The sequence below is a fragment of the Roseovarius sp. 217 genome (assembly GCF_000152845.1).
Taxonomy (GTDB): domain Bacteria; phylum Pseudomonadota; class Alphaproteobacteria; order Rhodobacterales; family Rhodobacteraceae; genus Roseovarius.
Genome location: NZ_CH902584.1, coordinates 447,461 through 465,490 on the forward strand (window position 1 = coordinate 447,461; position 18,030 = coordinate 465,490).

18 protein-coding genes are annotated in these 18,030 nt (G+C 58.9%); 9 read left to right on the forward strand and 9 right to left on the reverse strand.

Annotated elements, in window-relative coordinates; all coding sequences use genetic code 11:
• The first annotated feature begins 2 nt into the window (after positions 1-2).
• The 4 genes from ROS217_RS02085 (at position 3) to ROS217_RS02100 (ending at position 4,158) form a co-directional block, all read left to right on the forward strand.
• Positions 3-800: a class I SAM-dependent methyltransferase gene (locus tag ROS217_RS02085; protein ID WP_050766360.1), complete on the forward strand. Its 798-nt coding sequence runs from the start codon at positions 3-5 to the stop codon at positions 798-800.
• Positions 797-1,723: an NAD-dependent epimerase/dehydratase family protein gene (locus ROS217_RS02090; protein ID WP_040650295.1), complete on the forward strand. Its 927-nt coding sequence runs from the start codon at positions 797-799 to the stop codon at positions 1,721-1,723. The genes ROS217_RS02085 and ROS217_RS02090 overlap by 4 nt, the downstream gene beginning before the upstream one ends.
• 8 nt (positions 1,724-1,731) lie before the next feature.
• Entirely contained in the window at positions 1,732-2,874 is a 1,143-nt protein-coding gene (locus tag ROS217_RS02095) for a glycosyltransferase (protein WP_009815995.1), read from the forward strand.
• 114 nt (positions 2,875-2,988) lie between these two features.
• Positions 2,989-4,158 (forward strand): polysaccharide pyruvyl transferase family protein, encoded by a 1,170-nt coding sequence (locus ROS217_RS02100; protein WP_254656363.1) that lies wholly within the window; start codon positions 2,989-2,991, stop codon positions 4,156-4,158.
• Positions 4,159-4,350: 192 nt separating this feature from the next.
• Here ROS217_RS02100 and ROS217_RS02105 read toward each other — a convergent pair whose 3' ends face one another.
• From ROS217_RS02105 to ROS217_RS02125, 5 genes are all read right to left on the reverse strand, one after another.
• Entirely contained in the window at positions 4,351-5,253 is a 903-nt protein-coding gene (locus ROS217_RS02105) for a hypothetical protein (protein ID WP_009815997.1), read from the reverse strand.
• Between the two features lie 184 nt (positions 5,254-5,437).
• Entirely contained in the window at positions 5,438-6,871 is a 1,434-nt protein-coding gene (locus tag ROS217_RS02110) for a mannose-1-phosphate guanylyltransferase/mannose-6-phosphate isomerase (RefSeq protein WP_009815998.1), read from the reverse strand.
• Positions 6,872-6,895: 24 nt separating this feature from the next.
• Positions 6,896-7,873: a GDP-L-fucose synthase gene (gene fcl, locus ROS217_RS02115; protein WP_009815999.1), complete on the reverse strand. Its 978-nt coding sequence runs from the start codon at positions 7,871-7,873 to the stop codon at positions 6,896-6,898.
• Positions 7,870-8,991, reverse strand: a complete 1,122-nt coding sequence (gene gmd, locus ROS217_RS02120; protein ID WP_009816000.1) for a GDP-mannose 4,6-dehydratase — start codon at positions 8,989-8,991, stop codon at positions 7,870-7,872. The genes fcl and gmd overlap by 4 nt, the downstream gene beginning before the upstream one ends.
• A gap of 348 nt (positions 8,992-9,339) precedes the next feature.
• Positions 9,340-9,573 carry a hypothetical protein gene (locus ROS217_RS02125; RefSeq protein WP_009816001.1) on the reverse strand — a complete coding sequence of 78 codons (234 nt, stop codon included), beginning with the start codon at positions 9,571-9,573 and terminating at the stop codon, positions 9,340-9,342.
• An 83-nt stretch (positions 9,574-9,656) separates the two neighbouring features.
• Here ROS217_RS02125 and ROS217_RS23975 point away from each other — a divergent pair, with 83 nt between their 5' ends.
• From ROS217_RS23975 to ROS217_RS02140, 4 genes are all read left to right on the forward strand, one after another.
• A complete protein-coding gene (locus ROS217_RS23975; RefSeq protein WP_157046513.1) occupies positions 9,657-10,049 on the forward strand; it encodes a hypothetical protein in 393 nt (130 codons plus the stop codon).
• A 45-nt stretch (positions 10,050-10,094) separates the two neighbouring features.
• Positions 10,095-10,379, forward strand: a complete 285-nt coding sequence (locus ROS217_RS02130; protein WP_157046514.1) for a hypothetical protein — start codon at positions 10,095-10,097, stop codon at positions 10,377-10,379.
• 90 nt (positions 10,380-10,469) lie between these two features.
• Positions 10,470-11,204, forward strand: coding sequence for a sulfotransferase domain-containing protein (locus ROS217_RS02135; RefSeq protein WP_009816003.1), 735 nt, complete (start codon positions 10,470-10,472; stop codon positions 11,202-11,204).
• Between the two features lie 96 nt (positions 11,205-11,300).
• Entirely contained in the window at positions 11,301-12,317 is a 1,017-nt protein-coding gene (locus ROS217_RS02140; RefSeq protein WP_009816004.1) for a glycosyltransferase family 10 domain-containing protein, read from the forward strand.
• Positions 12,318-12,326: 9 nt separating this feature from the next.
• Here ROS217_RS02140 and ROS217_RS02145 read toward each other — a convergent pair whose 3' ends face one another.
• The 3 genes from ROS217_RS02145 to ROS217_RS02155 form a co-directional block, all read right to left on the reverse strand.
• The gene (locus ROS217_RS02145) at positions 12,327-12,599 is read right to left on the reverse strand and encodes a hypothetical protein (RefSeq protein WP_009816005.1); all 273 of its coding nucleotides are present in this window, start codon (positions 12,597-12,599) and stop codon (positions 12,327-12,329) included.
• Between the two features lie 109 nt (positions 12,600-12,708).
• Positions 12,709-13,275, reverse strand: a complete 567-nt coding sequence (gene rsmD / locus ROS217_RS02150) for a 16S rRNA (guanine(966)-N(2))-methyltransferase RsmD (protein WP_009816006.1) — start codon at positions 13,273-13,275, stop codon at positions 12,709-12,711.
• Positions 13,272-14,477, reverse strand: coding sequence for an NAD(P)/FAD-dependent oxidoreductase (locus ROS217_RS02155; protein ID WP_009816007.1), 1,206 nt, complete (start codon positions 14,475-14,477; stop codon positions 13,272-13,274). The genes rsmD and ROS217_RS02155 overlap by 4 nt, the downstream gene beginning before the upstream one ends.
• A 90-nt stretch (positions 14,478-14,567) precedes the next feature.
• Between ROS217_RS02155 and ROS217_RS02160 the strand changes: the two genes are divergently transcribed.
• Positions 14,568-15,056 (forward strand): peroxiredoxin, encoded by a 489-nt coding sequence (locus ROS217_RS02160; RefSeq protein WP_009816008.1) that lies wholly within the window; start codon positions 14,568-14,570, stop codon positions 15,054-15,056.
• A gap of 90 nt (positions 15,057-15,146) precedes the next feature.
• Here ROS217_RS02160 and ROS217_RS02165 read toward each other — a convergent pair whose 3' ends face one another.
• Positions 15,147-18,017, reverse strand: coding sequence for an error-prone DNA polymerase (locus tag ROS217_RS02165; RefSeq protein WP_009816009.1), 2,871 nt, complete (start codon positions 18,015-18,017; stop codon positions 15,147-15,149).
• Positions 18,018-18,030 lie beyond the last annotated feature (13 nt).

Genomic DNA, 18,030 nt, shown 5'->3' on the forward strand with positions numbered 1-18,030 from the left:
CGATGACGTGGGAAGAGGCGGTTCGTTGGCTCTGTGAGCATCCCGACCAGAATAAGCGTGATCTGGCGCGTGCCTGCTACTTCGATGGCTCCCCTACAGACGCGGCAAAGCGGTTTCACGTTAGCAAGGAATGGGAGATTGTCCGTAGCCTCTTGCCCGAAACAGTTGGCACTGCGCTCGATCTTGGCGCGGGGCGTGGGATCTCGAGCTATGCACTTGCGAAGGATGGCTGGACCGTAACGGCTCTGGAACCGAACGATAGCTCCTTCATAGGGGCCGGTGCTATCAAAACCATTGCTTCGGAAACCAGTTTGCCGATCACAGTGGCGCTTGCAATGGCGGAAGACCTGCCCTTCCCAGAAAGCAGATTTGATTTGATCCATTGCCGCCAAGCATTGCACCACGCTGGTGATCTGCACAAAATGGTCTCTGAGGCGATGCGCGTCCTGAGGGCCGGAGGCACCTTTTTAGCAACCCGTGAGCATGTTTTGACACGCAAGAGCGACCTGAGGGTGTTTCAGGACACGCACCCGTTACACCACCTGTATGGCGGAGAATATGCCTATACATTGGATGAGTACCGCGCGGCCTTCGCTGCGCAATCACCATCGCGGATCGAAGAGTTCAGTCCCTATCAGAGCGAATTGAACTTCTTTCCCGACAATCTTGACGCGGAACGTCATCGCCTTGCGCGGATCGCAGGGGTCAAACCGGATCAGATTCCAGATTTTGTATTCAAGATCCGTGATCACTACGATTCCAACCCGGGCCGCCTCTATTCGTTCAGGGTAACCAAATGACACGAAATTTTCTCGTCACGGGTGCAGCAGGGTTCATTGGGCGTAACGTCATGCAACAACTGCAGTCGCAGGGTATCAAGGTCAGTGCGATCTTTAATACGCCACCTGACCCGCAGGATATCGACAATGTGACTGACTGGCGTGACGGAGGGGTGACCGAAGCAAACTTGTCCGACCTCATGCCCGACTGTTCTGTGATCATTCACTGTGCGGGCAGCGGATCAGTGGCCCACTCTCTGAACGCCCCGGCTGAGGACTTTCAGAGTAACGTTATCACCATGCAACTGGTTCTGGAGGCGGCGCGTCGGCAGGGTGGGGTTTCTGTCGTTTTCCCATCGAGCGCAGGCGTGTATGGCGCGGTCGACACGATGCCGATCCGCGTTGATACGCCAAATCACCCGGTTTCACCTTACGGCGTAAACAAGCTGATTGCTGAGTTGCTGGTTCAGCAATATGGGCGTCATTTCAACGTGCCGGCGACCATTGTGCGCCTGTTTTCCGTTTACGGACCGCAGTTGCGCAAACAGTTGTTGTGGGATGCTTGCTGCAAACTTGGCAAAGGCGATGCACTCTTCTTTGGAACGGGCGAGGAAACGCGAGACTGGGTTCACGTTGAGGATGCGGCGCGGTTGTTGATCCGGGCGGCAGATGTGGCGTCACCGGACTGCGTGATCGTGAATGGCGGCACGGGCGCATCCGTCACGATCCGCCGAATGATCGAGGGTCTCGCTGAGCGGATGGGTATTGGGGCGGAGATCCGGTTCAATCAACAGACCCGCGCCGGTGATCCAAAGCATTACGCCGCTGACATCTCAGAGGCATTGGCAACCGGCTGGACGCCCCAGAAGGATCTCGAACAGGGGTTAGACGACTATGTCGCGTGGTTTCTGCGCGAAATGGCCCAGCAGGACAAAGACGGATAAAGAGAACCATGTATCAAGTCGGCCTGAGCTTTGACCTGAATGAAAACTGGATCGGAGGTAGCTACTACATCCGCAGTCTCGTCTCTGCGTTCGCGCTGCTGCCTGCTGACGAACAGCCGATGCTGACCCTCATCAGCCGCAACAAGGACTCCGTGACCTTTATCCAAGAGGTGGGTTACACCAAACTGCAATGGGTGCATCCGGATCAATTTCACGCGCAGCCCGATGCGTTTCCCTTTGATGCCATTTTCCCTTGGGCCGATCCAAACCAAGCCTATCGGACCGTGTCGTGGATACCGGACTTTCAGGAACTCCACCTGCCCTTCTATTTTACCGATGCGGAAATTGCGGCGCGGCGTCATCACCACCGTCTGCGCTTTGCCACGTCGGGTCTTGTGGTCAGCAGTGACTCGGTAAGCAAGGATGTGGCCCGGTTCTATCCCGGCGAATGTCCGAATGTTGCCGTGGTCCGCTTTGCATCCTTTGACGGATTTGACGACAGCAAGATAGATCAGGTTCGCACAGCCTACGGCCTTACGGGCCCCTATGTCATGTGCGCCAATCAGGTTTGGGTTCACAAGAACCATATCCTCGTGATCAAGGCGCTGTCTCTGCTCAAGACCAAGGGCGTGGATGTGACCGTTTGTTTCACCGGAAATGAGAGCGATTACCGTGTCACAGGATATGCCAAGTTTCTCAAGCAGATGGCCGAAGAATGGGGCGTGTCGGACAATTTGAAATTCCTCGGTTTCATCCCACGGAGCGACCAGTTGAGTTTGATGAAAGGTGCCAGATACGTGATCCAACCGTCGTTGTTCGAAGGTTGGTCAACGGTGATCGAGGATGCCAAGGCCATGCAGCAATTTGTCGTCGCCTCCGACTTGCCGGTGCATCAGGAGCAACTCGACGCGAATTGCCGTTTCTTTCCCCGCCATAACCCCGAGGCACTGGCCGCCATTATGCTTGAATTCGCCCGGACCTCTCCGAAAATCACCCGCGACAATGACTATGCTGACCGGCGCCGACAGTTTGGTCGCGACATGCTCGCCGCCTTTCAGCGCTTTTCCAACGGCCCTCGAATGCAAGGGGCTCAAAGTTTGTCCGCCTCGGATGTGGCCGCGCTCTCAGATGAAAACTTCGCCAGCGCGTGACGGGCGACAGATCAGGCGCAATTTCCCACCCGACTAAGGCCTGTCCAATATTGTTCGGGTCTGTATAACGGGGAATGACAGGCACCGGGGCTTACTTGAGAAGTGGAATAACATATGAGCAGACTTTACCTTGATATGAAGTTTATCGGCGAAGTGCCCAACGCCTATCGTATGGGCGCCGACGAACTTGCAGGCGTATCAGGGATGAACCTCGGTAATTTTGTTTTTCGACATGCCCTCAGATTTCTTGTCGCAGAGTTGGATAGCTTTACCTGTGTTACCGGCCTTGAATTCCGCGACATGATTCAACATGAGCCACCCGAGACTGTCTTGGTTTCTTGCGCAAACTGGCTCGGCACATCTGACATGGATGAGCAGTTCAATGGTGGCAGAGCCTCGATCATTGAGAAAGCAGATTGCCCTGTGATTGCTTTCGGGCTTGGAGTTCAGGCACCGCTGAGCGCAACAGGAAAGCCAGTCTCTCTTCGTCCCAATACGGTCCGCCTCGCAAAGGTCATGTCAGAACGCTGTAAGCAACTGAGCGTTCGTGATGAGTTGACACGCATGACACTCGAAGCAAATGGGATCGACAATGCAGTGGTTACTGGTTGCCCCTCAGGTTTTATCAATTGCGATCCTCACCTTGGTGCAAAAAGTGGAAAGCTCGCCTTGGATCTCAGCCAAAGTTTGCTCGACTGGAAAGATGTTCGAAGTGCAATTTCCGAGGTCACAGGGGGGCATCCTGAGTCTGGCAAAGTGCTATCTAAACAGATTGAAATGCTGGAAGACACCCCAGCTTTCTATATTGTTCAAACTCCGATGCACCTTAAGTTCTTGATAGAAGACCGCGCTCAGATTGGTGATATCTATCGAAAAAACAATCCTTTCATGAAAGAAAGCGGCCGTCTTACCCGAACACTCAAGTCAAAAATCCTCCATTTTTCGAGTGTTGACGCTTGGATGGATTTTTCACGCACCTGCGATCTATCGGTTGGAATGCGGATCCACGGCACTGTCGTGCCGTTGCAATCAGGTATTCCATCTGTGTTGATTGCCCATGACTCGCGCACAATCGGGCTAGCCGATATCATGTCTGTCCCGCATATTTCGCCCGAAACGTTCCTCGAAATAGCAGCCATTGGACCGCAGGCGCTATTTGAGACTTTTGCAGAGCAAATCGCCAACTATGACGTCAACCGCAAGACGTTGGCGCAGACAATGCAGGATTATCTGGTTGCGAACGGTCTCACACCCCATGAGGCGCTCAACGGTCTTCTGGCATGACCCTTTGAAATCGAGGTTTTGACACTGACTGAGGTAGGGTAGGATGATCAAGTCATCAGACGACGGATTCGATTCAACGATGAATCGGACCCATCGACAGCATTCATGATCTGCACCAAACCAACGTCTGAACTGCGTGTCGTTGTTTTCTCACGCTTAATCCCAAGTGTCCGAAACCTCCCCTCCAGCGTATCAGCGAGAGACCATCTGGCGGAGTTTTCTTACGGGTGACGTGAGCCGCCAGGATGTCGAGGTCAGAATCTCGACGATCTGGTGACGGAGACCTGCGTTTTCTTCAGTGAGTTCCGCGATCCGTTGCTGCTGGTTGTCGCGATCCTTTAGCATCTGTGCGAAGTCAGATGACGGTAGCGTCTTGGTTGATTGCAGGCTTCGAGCCTGCTGTTCGGCGCGTTTCAACCGCGCCTCCAGGTCCCGCGCACGTGCCTCGGCGTGCTGCGCCCGTGTCGTGGCCTCCCAGGCGGTGCCACGCAGCAGTTCCAGCCAGCGCTCGCGCTCTGATACGGCGCGCTCGCCTGTGCAGACACGCTCTTGCAGCGCGCGCGCCTGATCCAGCACCAAGGCTAGATGCTGTGGTTGCAGGCAGGTCGGGGCCGCCTGCGTCACGCCAATCCGGTCCAGCGCGCTCTGAATCTCTGTCAGATCTTTGCTTTGTTGAAAAAGCACTTGGGCAATGATCGTAGGCAATCCGATTTCAGGCGCGGAAGGTCGCAGATCCGGCACAGTATCGACATCGCCCAAAATGGTCGCAAGGAGAGTCTTGGCCTCAGCCGTAGCATCCGTTTCCAGACAAATCCGATGCTCAGGATTGACAGAGATCAGATCGACGATCCTTTGCCCCTCGGCGGCCCAAATCTCAGCTTCCACATCGACCGGCTTGCCCGCTTGTGCGGCACACTCAGTCAGGCGTCGCACAAGGCTGTCATAGAGAACGAGCACCTTGCTGTCCTGCTCAGGCATATCCTCGACCGGCACAAGTTTTATGGCCCGGCGCGGCAGCACGGCCCCCGCCCAGCCCAGAACATCCTTGTCTGTCACCGACGACAGATTGACGAGCCTCACGAGATCCAGACCCATATCACATATCCCTTGGCCGCATCATTTCCCCGTGCCACATCCCGTTCCAGTCAAAGATCACAATATGCACAGCTTTGTTCCATAGTTAATCGTAGTGGATCGAGCAATACCACGCCTCGGATACTTGGACGCCCATACCCAGACGGCTGGCTTTACCCTTTGGGTATTGCAGGATTAAAAAGTGTCAGGATCTCGCGTAGATATCTTCATATCTTATGATGTCATCCTCGCCGAGATAACTGCCGGTTTGCACTTCGATCAGGACCATCGGCACCTTGCCCGGATTTTCCATGCGGTGAACTGCGCCGAGCGGGATATAGACCGATTGGTTTTCACTCACCAGCTTGACCTCGTCATCAACCGTGACGCGGGCGGTTCCCTCGACCACGATCCAATGTTCCGAACGATGATGATGGCTCTGCAGGCTGAGCGCCGCGCCGGGGTGGACATGGATGCGCTTGACCTGAAACCGTGTGCCCACCACGAGGCTCTCGAACCAGCCCCAAGGGCGGTAGTCACGCGGTAGGATCTCCGCTTGAACCGCACCCTTGGCCTTGAGAGCGGCCACAGCCCGTTTCACATCCTGCGCTCGGTCCTTGTGCGCGACCAAGACTGCATCGGGCATGGCCACGGCGATAATATCCGTCAGGCCGATCCCGACCAAGGCCTGCTGACCGTCCTCGGCTCGCAACAGGGTGTCGGTGCATTCGAGCGCCGTTGCCGGGCCCGAGGTCACAACGCCATCCGCGTCCGGCCCGCCCTCGCGCCAGACCGCGTCCCAGCCCCCCAGATCAGACCATCCGCCGCCATAGGGCACCACAGTCAGATTAGCGGCCTTTTCCATAACCGCATAGTCAATCGAGATATCGGCGCAATCCCTCCAAGGCTTTGCCGCCAAACGCAGAAAACCGAGGTCCTTTTCGGCGCCCTCAAGCGATGCCTGCACCGACGCCAACAGCGCTGGCTGATGGGTCTCAAAGGCGGCCAGGATCGCATCGGTCGAGAACAGGAAAATCCCGGCATTCCAGAGATGCATCCCCCCTGAAAGCAGCTTTTGCGCAGTGACCATATCCGGCTTTTCAACGAAACCCTGCAAAGGTTGCGGCACAGGCGCAAACGCCGCCCCCGGCGCATTCGACAGGGCGAGCCAGCCATAGCCCGTCTCGGCGCGTTCCGGACGGATGCCAAAGGTCACAAGCTGCCCCGCTTCCGCCGCTGGAACTGCGGCCAACACAGCAGCGCGAAAGGCCTCTGCATCGGGGATAACGTGATCCGACGGCGCCACCAGCATGAGCGCTCCGGGCGCGCGCGCGTGCAGTTCCAGCGCTCCTGCCAGAATGGCAGGTGCGGTATTGCGCCCCTCCGGCTCAATCAGCGTGGTGGCAGCCGCAATTTCGACACCGGCCAGTTGCTCCAACACCACAAAACGGTAGTCCGAGGCGGTTATGACCATCGGCGCTGCAAAACCTGCCCCCGATAGCCGCCGGGCCGAGGCCTGAAACAAGCTCTCTTCGCCGGTCAGCTTGGTGAATTGCTTGGGATAGCTCTTGCGTGACAAGGGCCAGAGCCGGGTGCCAGAGCCGCCGCAGAGCAAGAGCGGGTAAATATCCTGTGGCATGGTCAAAACCTCCGTTAATCCGCGTCAACCGCGAAAATCACCCTGATGCTCCAGAAACCACTGATAAGTGTCTGTGAGTCCCGCTTCCAGCCCTATCCGCGCCCGCCAGCCCATCTGTGCCAGACGGCTGACATCCATCAGTTTGCGCAGCGTTCCATCCGGTTTGCTCGGGTCAGTGACGATCCGGCCCTGATAGCCCGTGACGCGCGCCACCATCTGCGCCAATTCCAAGATGCTCACATCGCTGCCGGTGCCCACGTTGATATGGCTCAGCATCGGCTCCGTGTTGGCGTCATAGGTCGGCTTGTCGAGGTCCAGCACGAACAGCGCGGCCTCAGCCATGTCGTCGACATGCAGCAATTCCCGCATCGGCTTGCCTGATCCCCAGATCGTGACCTCCTCGCGCCCTTCTTTCACGGCCTCATGAAAGCGGCGGATGAGAGCAGGCAGGACATGGCTATTCTCCGGATGAAAATTATCGCCCGGACCATAAAGATTGGTCGGCATGACCGAGCGGTAATCAGTGCCATGCTGGCGATTGTAGCTCTCACAGAGCTTGATACCGGCGATCTTGGCGATGGCATAGGGCTCGTTGGTGGGTTCGAGCGTGCCCGTGAGCAACGCATCTTCGCGCATCGGCTGCGGCACCGCCTTGGGGTAAATGCAGCTCGATCCGAGCTGCAACAGCCGCCGCACCCCGGCGGAAAAGGCCTGATGGATCACGTTGCATTCGATCATCAGGTTGTCATAGATAAAATCCGCCGGATAAGTGTTGTTGGCATGAATCCCGCCAACCCGAGCAGCCGCCAGAACCACCACATCTGGGCGTTCCCTTTGCATGAAATTCTGCACTGCCGCCTGATTGGTCAGGTCCAATTCGGCATGGGTGGCGGTCACGAGGGTCAGGTCTTCTCCCGTCTCCTGCCGCAGCTTGAGGCGCCTCAGGATCGCGCCGCCCACCATGCCCCTATGCCCGGCCACATAGACACGCATGGCGCTCATCCGTTCTCGAAGCTGACCGGAAGGTCCATGCCATGCTCTTTCAAGAGCGCATGCCGTCGTGCGGTCCTCAGATCCTCCGCTACCATTTCGGCACACATTTGTTGTGCGGTGATCTCGGGCACCCAGCCCAGTTTTTCCTTGGCTTTGCTGGGGTCGCCAAGCAGCGTTTCGACCTCGGCCGGGCGGAAATAGCGCGGGTCGATCCGCATGATCACATCGCCCGGTTTGATGGCTGGGGCCATAGCGCCCGTTATCGCTGTGACAGTGGCGGTCTCGGTCACGCCCTCACCGGTAAACTCGAGTTCAATCCCCAATTCCCGCGCACTCCAGATGATGAACTCGCGCACCGAATATTGCACGCCTGTCGCGATCACAAAGTCATCCGGCGCCTCTTGTTGCAGCATCATCCACTGCATACGCACGTAATCCTTGGCATGGCCCCAATCGCGCAAACTGTCGATATTGCCCATATATAGACAATCCTCGAGGCCCTGCGCTATATTTGCCAATCCACGGGTGATCTTGCGGGTCACAAAGGTCTCGCCGCGCCGGGGGCTCTCGTGGTTGAAGAGGATGCCGTTGCAGGCATAGATGCCATAGGCCTCACGGTAATTGACCGTGATCCAATAGGCATACATCTTGGCCACCGCATAGGGGCTGCGCGGGTGGAATGGGGTTGTCTCACGCTGCGGAATCTCTTGCACCAACCCGTAAAGTTCCGAGGTTGAGGCCTGATAGAACCGCGTTTTTTGCTCGAGCCCCAGAAACCGGATCGCCTCCAAGAGGCGCAGCGTGCCCATAGCATCGACGTCCGCCGTATACTCGGGGGCCTCAAAGCTGACCGCGACATGGCTCTGCGCGCCGAGGTTGTAAACCTCGTCTGGCTGCACCTCGCTCAGGATGCGGGTCAGGTTGGAACTATCTGTCAAGTCCCCGTAATGTAAGCGAAAATTCCCGTTCCCAACATGCGGATCCTGATAGATATGGTCCAAACGCTGGGTGTTAAACAGGGAGGCGCGGCGTTTGATTCCGTGGACTTCGTAGCCTTTATCCAGCAAAAACTCTGCCAGATAGGAGCCATCCTGACCCGTCACCCCGGTGATGAGCGCTCTTTTCATCCCGTCATCTCTCCGCTTTCCAGAAAACCAAACCTGCTTTTGACACGGACCTTACAGCATATAGAGCAGGCCACATCAAGCGCCCAGCACCAAATATGGTGGGGGAGGCGATCAAAGAGCGTCAGAGCGCAACCAGAGCGGTGTTTTCCGGGTCAGCGGAAAGACCCTGAACCGGGTCCGCACCGGCAAAATTCAGGGCCATTGCCGCCCGCCGCGACGGGATTGGACCGCTCAGGGGGTCGTACGGTGTGTACGCGGTTTCCGTACAGACCTTGTGTACCCTCCGCGCCAAGCCCCGAGCCCGGTCAAAATCGCCCCCTGTCACAGCCCAAATTGCCCAAGTCTGTCCTAGGTTAACGGGTGCCCACACAGCCCCGCGATTTTTTCGATCACCTTGATGCAATACGCCATATTGCCGTGATGTGTGTCGGTCGGGTCTGCTTCCATGAACTCGTGTTTTAGAAAACCACCCTCGGTCACATCTCCCGGCGGCAGAACAAGCGGAATCCCGATTTCCTCCATCAACCGCCCATCACACACCGGAGCTTTTCGGATCACAATCGACTTGGCAAAAATTTCCATATCGGCGAATTCGTTATGGAAGATAGCTCGTGACTCGAATAATGAATGTTTTGTTCAAAGCGATAACTAAGAAGGGGCCGCGTATGGGCATGGTTGGCATCTATTCTTTCCCGAAGTCAGGCAATACATGGTTAAGAGTAATCATTGCCAACATAATCGGCGGAAGACCTAGTGTGGTTCCCGGTCTACACAAAACAGAGCTTGCGGGTGCAGTAGAGTTCAACGGACAGCGTTTCTTTAAACACCACGGAGGATCAAACCTAAAATCTTGGAAAGGGCAGCCGCTTAACACTGCTCACGTAATTCATATTCGTCGCCATCCGCTGGATGTGTTCATGTCTTATCTGAACTATCTGTCGGATAACGTCACGGGAACGGCACCTTTGCGATTTTCTTCTGTAGAAGAAATCCACGGAACCGACTTATTTGATATGTATTTCAAAACGTTTACAGTGTCTGGGCATCTCTCTCCTTAGTTTGTAGGGACCACAAAAACCTACTTTGGTCACAATAAATTTTGGATGAACCAAACCGAAGTACCAGTTACTTTGTTGCGTTATGAAGACATGCTCGAGGATCCAATTGCAATACTGGAGCCAGTCAGAGAAATGATGAAAATTGATAAAACTACTCTGGAGATGGCACTGTCCAAAGCATCAGCCGATACCAAGCCGAATGGAAAGTTCTTCTGGAAGCAACAGAAGAAGAACTACCTGAATTATTTAACACGTGAGCAAATCAATCTGTTTCTAGAGTACCGAGGCGAAGATTGCCGCGAGCTTGGATATCCGCCAGAGGACTTTTGACATAGCAGCATAGTCTTTATGCCTTCGGCCCGTTAAACATTAGCGGACTATCACGGTTAAGAAATCCAAGTGGCAACGCGGAGCAGATACATGAAAAGCATCATGGCCCTTTCCATGCACAAAGCGGGCAGCACAGTTGCCAATTACATCTTTGTCGAGTTCTTGAAGGAGAAGGGCTACGCCGTAGATGAGATATCCAAGCAGGTCTTGGGATCACCCCTGCCAGAAACGCAAATCTACATGGACTATCAGAGTAAAATGTCCCTTGAGGGCACATATTACGGCATGGCACGCTCGCCGGGCGCTCACAAGATGGACATCCTCAAAGACATGCGCCTGATCCTACAAGTCAGAGACCCGCGCGATTGCATCACATCCTCTTATTTTTCAATGGCCGCAAGCCACAGACTTCCAGATGATCCTGAGAAGAAGAAAGCCTTTTTGGAGCAACGCAGCAAGGCTGCGGAAACCAAGATCGACGATTATGCATTGGCTGCCGTCTCGGGATACGTCGAGCGGCTAAAGATACTCCAAGAGATCGTGGATTCTCATGGGGATTTTCTGTTGTTGAAGTATGAGGATATGGTCGAAGATACGCCAAAATGGCTGAACGATGTCGCAACCTTTGTCGATCAGGACATAACCCCGGCGCTGCGAGAGCAGATCAAGCGCTTTATCAATTTCAACGTGCCGAATGAGGATGCCAACCGGCACAAGCGGCAGGTGAAACCCGGAGACCATCTGCGCAAGTTGCAACCGGACACCATCGCCGCGATGAACGCCAAGTTTGGCGATCTGTTGGATACCTTTGGGTACGCCGCCTAGGCGACACTCTACATTCAGCGCCCTCCGGCGTTGATCCTCACAGCCCGGATCGGTATGGCTAGGGTCAGGCGAACGGGAGCCTGAGGGGTGGGGTTGATGATCAAGGTTCATGCCTTCGGGGAGTATGCGCACCGTCAGCCGCTGGCCTATGCGCCGATCCGCGAGGCTGTTGCGGCGACGGTTCAGGTCTGCGAGGCCTTTGACGAGGCCGATATCATCCTCTTGGCCCATAGCAAGGATCTGAGCCGATATGCCGAAACGCTGGGGACGCGGATGGGGGCGGGTCAGCGCTTGGTTCTGCTCTCGGAAGAGCCATTCTGGGACAGTGTCTGGGCGGACGACCCTCTGACGCGGGAGCGGAGCGTCGAGACCGCGATGGGGTCTTTGCCGTTCGTGTTTCTCAACCATGTCACGTCAGACATCTATGCGTTTGACCGGATTCCCTATTTCCTGCTGACAGATTACGCCTATGCGACCCGCTTTGCCTGTTGGTTCAAGGACAATGCCCGGCTCTCGACCGGGGATTGGGCGCGGCGGTTTGCGGCCGCAGAGTGGGATCTGGCGTTTGTCGCGGAATATCGCGATGAGCCGCGATTCGATGTGGCCTATCCAGAGGCGGGGCTGATTGGTCTGGGGCGGTGGCGGACCCGTCTGGCACTGGGCTGCAATGACGGCAGGGTGCTGCGCATGGGTGCGGGGTGGAACACGCTGCCGCGCCGCCAGACCCTGCCCGACTGGCATCTGGAGAAGTATCTCGATCTCAACGGTCGCTGCGCCGTGCTCTCGGCTGTCGAGAACACATATCATCGCTGCTACATCACGGAAAAGCTGTTCGACAGCCTCGCGATCGGTGCGATGCCGCTCTATGTGGCCGGGCGGGACCACAGGATCCGGGAGTTGGTGCCGGAGGGGGCCTTTGTCGATCTGCATGGCATGACGCCGGAGGATGCGGCGGCGCGGGTCAGCGGCTACCGCGCCGACACGGCGGATCTCTCGGCCTATTGCGAGGCGCAGGCGCGGATGTCGGGCCTGTTCAACGCACCGTCACTTTTGCGTGCGGAGTATGACCGTTTGGCGCAGGCGCTGACGCGCAACCTTGCGGCTCTGATCTGAGGTGCGGCTTTATCTGAGGCGTTGCAAGAGGCGGCGCAGCGGCGTGGTCAGTCTCCAACTCCGCGAGGTGAGGACCGCCGCGAGCTGCGCCTGAGCATCGGCCAATTGCTGTTCGAGCGTTTCGAGACGTGTGGCATAGGCCGCAAGATCCGCCTCCTGCTGCTGGCGGGCGGCATATTGCGTCTCAAGCGCGCGCTGGACCTGATGCAATTGCGCGAGCAACAGGCGCTCATTGGGGGTGGCGTGAGCGGACTGCGCCACATCTTCGGTCGTTTTGTGCATGGCCTCTCCTGTCCGTCAGGTCCGACTTTAGCCCGCGGCCCAAGGGGCTGTCCATTGGCATGATCACGGGTGGGTCATGCGGGTCGCAGAGGGCGAGATTGGCCGCCGGTTACGCGGCAATCCCATAGTCCAGAAACCGGATCATCGTGTCGCCATAGCGCCGCTCTTCCAGCAAGCGCATACCGTCTGGAGGGGTGATTGTGGCGCTTTCCTCCCAGACGATCAGCGCGCCGGTGGCGATCCATCCCCCCGCGCAGGCCGCTGTGAGGGCCGCTTCGCCCAAGCCCTTGGCATAGGGCGGATCGAGAAAGATCAGGTCATGCGGGGGGTCGGGATTTCGGCCGGGCTTGCGGGCATCCAAGGGAAAAATCCGCGTCTCGCGCTCTGCCCGGCAGAGCCCGATATTCTGCCGGAGCAGAGACAGCGCCTTGCGCCCGCTTTCGATGAAGCTGACCGCCTCTGCGCCACGCGACAGCGCCTCGAGCCCGAGCGCGCCGGTGCCTGCGAAGAGGTCGAGCACCTGGGCGCCTGTGACGGGATCGCCGTAGCCGCCCGCCAAGACGTTGAAGAGGCTCTCGCGCACCCGGTCGGAGGTGGGGCGCAGATGGGCTGCGACATCCCCCTTGCCGAGACTGGCGAGCGCCCGCCCGCGATGCGTGCCGCCGATAATCCTCACGGTTTCAGCAGCGGTTTCAGATCGGTGGCCGCATCCGCCACGATGGCAGGGTCGGCGGATTTGCCCGCATCAATCAGCCGCTTGCCCACCATATAGGCGCGCGGATCGTTCATGGCGTCCACAGCCAAGAGGTGCTCGCCCTTGTAATACCAGAACGACACCGCCTCGCCCCCGTCGCGGGTCACGATCCGGTCATAGCCGGTGCTGAGCCCGGCGATTTGCAGTTTGACATCGTATTGATCCGACCAGAACCACGGCTTGGGCACATAGGGCGTCTGCGCCCCCATGATATTGCCCGCCACACATTCGGCCATGTCGATGGCATTCGGCACGCTCTCAAGGCGCAGACGATCCGCCTGATGCGGAAAGGAGGCACAATCGCCCACGGCCCAGATCGCCGGATCGGAGGTGCGCCCCTGGGCATCCACGGCGATCCCGTTGTCGACCGCCAGCCCTGCGGCCTGGGCCAGAGTGGTATCCGGCACGATGCCCACGCCGACGATGACCATATCGACGGCCAGATCGGTCCCGTCGGTCAGCCGCGCACCGCGCACCTGTTCATCCCCCAAGAGCCGCTCCAGACCGACGCCCTCGCGGATATCGACACCGTGTCGGCGATGCAGCGCGCGGAAGTAATCCGAGGTTTCCTTGGCCGCCACGCGTTGCAAGATCCGCTCTGCCATCTCGACCAGCACCACCTGCAGGCCACGCGACGCCGCCACCGCCGCCGCCTCGAGCCCGATATAGCCACCGCCGACGATGAGTACCCTCGCCCCCTGCTGAAATCCCGGTGCCATGGCATCGACATCTGCCAGCGTGCGCACCACATGCACGCCGTCCAAATCGCCGCCAATCGCTGCAGGCAGGCGACGTGGCACCGATCCGGTGGCCAGCACAAGATGCGTATAGGGCAGACGCTCTTGATCCATCACCACCTCCTGGGCGGCCCGGTCAATCGCGGTCACACGGGTGTCGATGCGCAGATCAATCCCGGCCTCTGCATAATAACTCTCGGGGCGCAGATAGAGACGCTCCAGAGCCATTTCGCCCAAAAGGTACTTCTTGGACAGGGGCGGGCGTTGATAGGGGGGGGCGGGTTCATCGCCGATCAGCGTGACTGAACCCTCATAGTCCTCATTGCGCAGCTTTGCCACCAGCGACGCGCCTGCCTGTCCGGCCCCGATCACCACAACCCTTGTCATCTCGTTCTCCTGACTTTCCCGTGGTCACTTGCCTATCATCCGCCTATACCTACATCCATCTCGAAACCACCTGATAGACAAGGAACGACCATGACCCTTTCCACTGGCGACAAACTGCCCGATGCGACCCTGCTGCGCATGGGTGAAAAAGGCCCCGAAGGTGTAGATCTCAAGAGCCTCACCGCTGGCCGCAAAGTCGTGATCTTTGCCGTGCCCGGTGCTTATACGCCGACATGCTCTTCGGCACATGTCCCGAGTTTTGTGCGGACCAAGGCAGAGTTCGATGCCAAGGGCGTGGATGAGATCGTCTGTCTCAGCGTGAATGACCCCTTTGTGATGAAGGCCTGGGGCGAGGCGACAGGAGCGACCGAGGCGGGTCTGACCATGCTGGCCGACCCGGAAAGCGCCTTTACCAAGTCCATCGGCATGGAGTTTGACGCGCCCCCCGCTGGCCTTCTGGGGCGGTCCAAGCGGTATGCGATGGTTGTCGAGGATGGCACTGTCACAGTGTTGCATGCCGAGGCAAGCCCCGGCACCTGCGAGATCACAGCCGGCGAATCCCTGCTCGCGGCGATCTAAGACGTGATACCGGATGCGAGGGGCAAACCCCCTCGCGTTCCGCGTTAAATTGGGGCCAGGTCGACCCCGACACGGCCCACCGGCATCGGATCAGGTGCTTTGCGGCGTCAGGATGTGCCGCAAGAGCGCCAATGGATGACTGCGCAGGCTAAGCCGCAGTGCGATGTAATCCTCGACCACCTCCTCACCGAGGCTCATGCGGGGCAAATGCGCCGCAGGCTCAGCGATCACCTCACCGTCCATATCCTGTGCAAAGAGCGGTAGCGGGGTGTCGGCCTGAATGGCCCGCGCCTGCCAGAGCGCATCGCGGCGGGAGAGGCCAAGTGCGGCAAAGGCATCCGCCTCTGCCAGCCGGGTCAGCGCCGCAGAGGGCACGCCCGCGCGGCGCCAGACCTCGTCTGGGCCGGTATAGCCGTTGCCACGCGCCGCAGCGATCCAATCGGCCTCGTCCTGCGCGATGCCCTTGATCTGTCGAAATCCGAGACGCAAGGCCAAGCGACCCTGACGGTCCGGCTCTATTGTATTGTCCCAGTAAGAGGCATTGATGCAGACGGGGCGCACGGTGACGCCATGGTCGCGCGCATCCCGCACGATCTGGGCGGGGGCATAAAAGCCCATCGGCTGCGAATTCAGCAGCGCGCAGGCGAAAATCGCCGGGTGATGGCATTTGATCCATGCGCTCGCATAGACCAGATGCGCGAAACTGGCGGCGTGGCTCTCGGGAAAGCCATAGCTTCCGAACCCCTCGATCTGGGAAAAGCAGCGCTCGGCAAACTCCGCATCATAGCCATTGGCCCGCATGCCGCACAAAAACCGATTGCGAAACTCGCTGACATTGCCGTGTTTCTTGAAGGTGGCGAGCGACCGGCGCAGGCGGTCCGCCTCTTCGGGGGTGAACCCCGCGCCGATGATGGCGATCTGCATCGCCTGTTCCTGAAACAGCGGCACGCCCAGCGTCTTGCCCAGCACCCGGCCCAGATCGTCGGAGGGAAAGCTGACCGCCTCTTCGCCATTCCGGCGGCGAATGAACGGGTGAACCATGTCGCCCTGAATGGGACCGGGGCGAATGATCGCCACCTGAATCACCAGATCGTAAAAGGTGCGCGGGCGCATGCGTGGCAGGAAATTCATCTGCGCCCGACTCTCGACCTGAAAGACGCCGAGACTGTCGGCGCGGCTCAACATCTCGTAGACCTGAGCATCTTCGGGCGGCAGGGTGGCCAGCGAATAGCGGGTGCCACGATACTGAACCAAGAGGTCAAAGGCCTTGCGGATACAGGTGAGCATACCAAGCGCCAGCACATCGACCTTGAGAATGCCCAGCGTGTCGATATCGTCCTTGTCCCAGCAGATGACCGTGCGCTCCGCCATGCTGGCATTCTCGATGGGCACCAATTCATCCAGCCGCCCCTCGGTGATGACGAAGCCCCCGACATGCTGGCTCAGATGCCGGGGAAAGCCGATGATCTCGCGGATCAACCCCAAGGTCATTGCAAGGCGGCGATTGCGCGGATCAAGACCGATTTCGCGCAGGCGCAGAGGGTCCAAGGCCCCCTCGCCGCCATGCCCCCAGATCTGCGAGGCCATCGCGGCCAGAATATCCTCTGTCAGACCCATGGCGCGGCCCACCTCGCGGATCGCGCGCTTGGTCCGGTAATGGATCACCGTGGCGCAGAGTCCGGCGCGGTGCCGCCCGTAGCGCTCATAGATCCACTGGATCACCTCCTCGCGGCGCTCATGCTCGAAATCCACGTCGATATCGGGCGGCTCGTCGCGCGCCTCGGAGACAAACCGCTCGAACACCATCGTGCCGATTTCGGGGCTGACAGAGGTCACGCCAAGGCAATAGCAGACCACCGAATTGGCCGCCGACCCGCGCCCCTGACACAGAATGCCGCGCGACCGGGCAAAGGCCACCACATCATTCACCGTCAGAAAATAGGGCTCGTAGCGCAGTTTGGCGATGAGGGTCAGCTCATGCTCGAGCATCCCGCGCACCCGGTCAGAGGCACCGTCCGGATAGCGCCAATCGAGACCCTCAAGGGCAAGACGGCGCAGCCTTTGGCTGGGGGTTTCGCCATTGGTCGCCTCGCTCGGATAGTCATAGCGCAACGCATCCAGCGAAAAGCCGAGCCGCGCGGCGAGGTCGGAGGCGCGCTCCACCGCCGCCTCGTGCCCCCGGTAGAGGTGACGCATTTCGGCCTCCGAGCGCAGGCGCTGCTCGGCGTTGCACAGAGCATGGCGACCAAGGGCATCAACCGTCACCCCAAGGCGGATCGCGCTCAGCACATCAGCCAGACGGCGGCGGTGGCCGCGATGCATGAGCGGGGCAGCAGCGGCGATGGTCGGCAGACCCAACCGCGCCGCCAGCTCTGTCAGCCGGTCAAACCGCGCCGGATCACGCCCGTCATAGTGTGGGCTGAGCACGAGATGCAGGCGATCCGCAAACCTTGCCACCAGAGGGCGCACCTGTGACACCCACGCGCGCGCCGGGTCCGGATGCAGCAAAAGATGCAGCCCCTCTGCCCCTGCCAGCACATCCGCAAGGCCCAGATCACACGCGCCCTTGGGCGCGCACTGTCGTCCCAGGCTGATCAGGCGGCAGAGGCTGGCCCAGCCGACGCGATTCTCGGGCAGGGCCGTGATCTCGATCCCCTCGCGCAGCACCAGCCGGGCGGCGGGGATGAGGCGCGGACAATTGGCCCAGTCAGGTGGTGCAGGCCGGGGTGCAGGCGGCCCGATTGGCCCCTGCCGCGCCTCGAGCGCCTGACGTTCGGCCACCTCGCGCGTGATCTCGCGGGCCGCCGCATGGGCACGCACGATCCCCGCCACCGAATTCACATCGGCAATCGCCACCCCAGAAAGCCCAAGCGTGGCGGCGCGCCGGATATATTCTTCGGGATGCGACGCCCCGGTGAGAAAGGTGAAATTCGACGTGGCAGAAAGCTCGGCAAAGGGCATGGCGGCACTGATT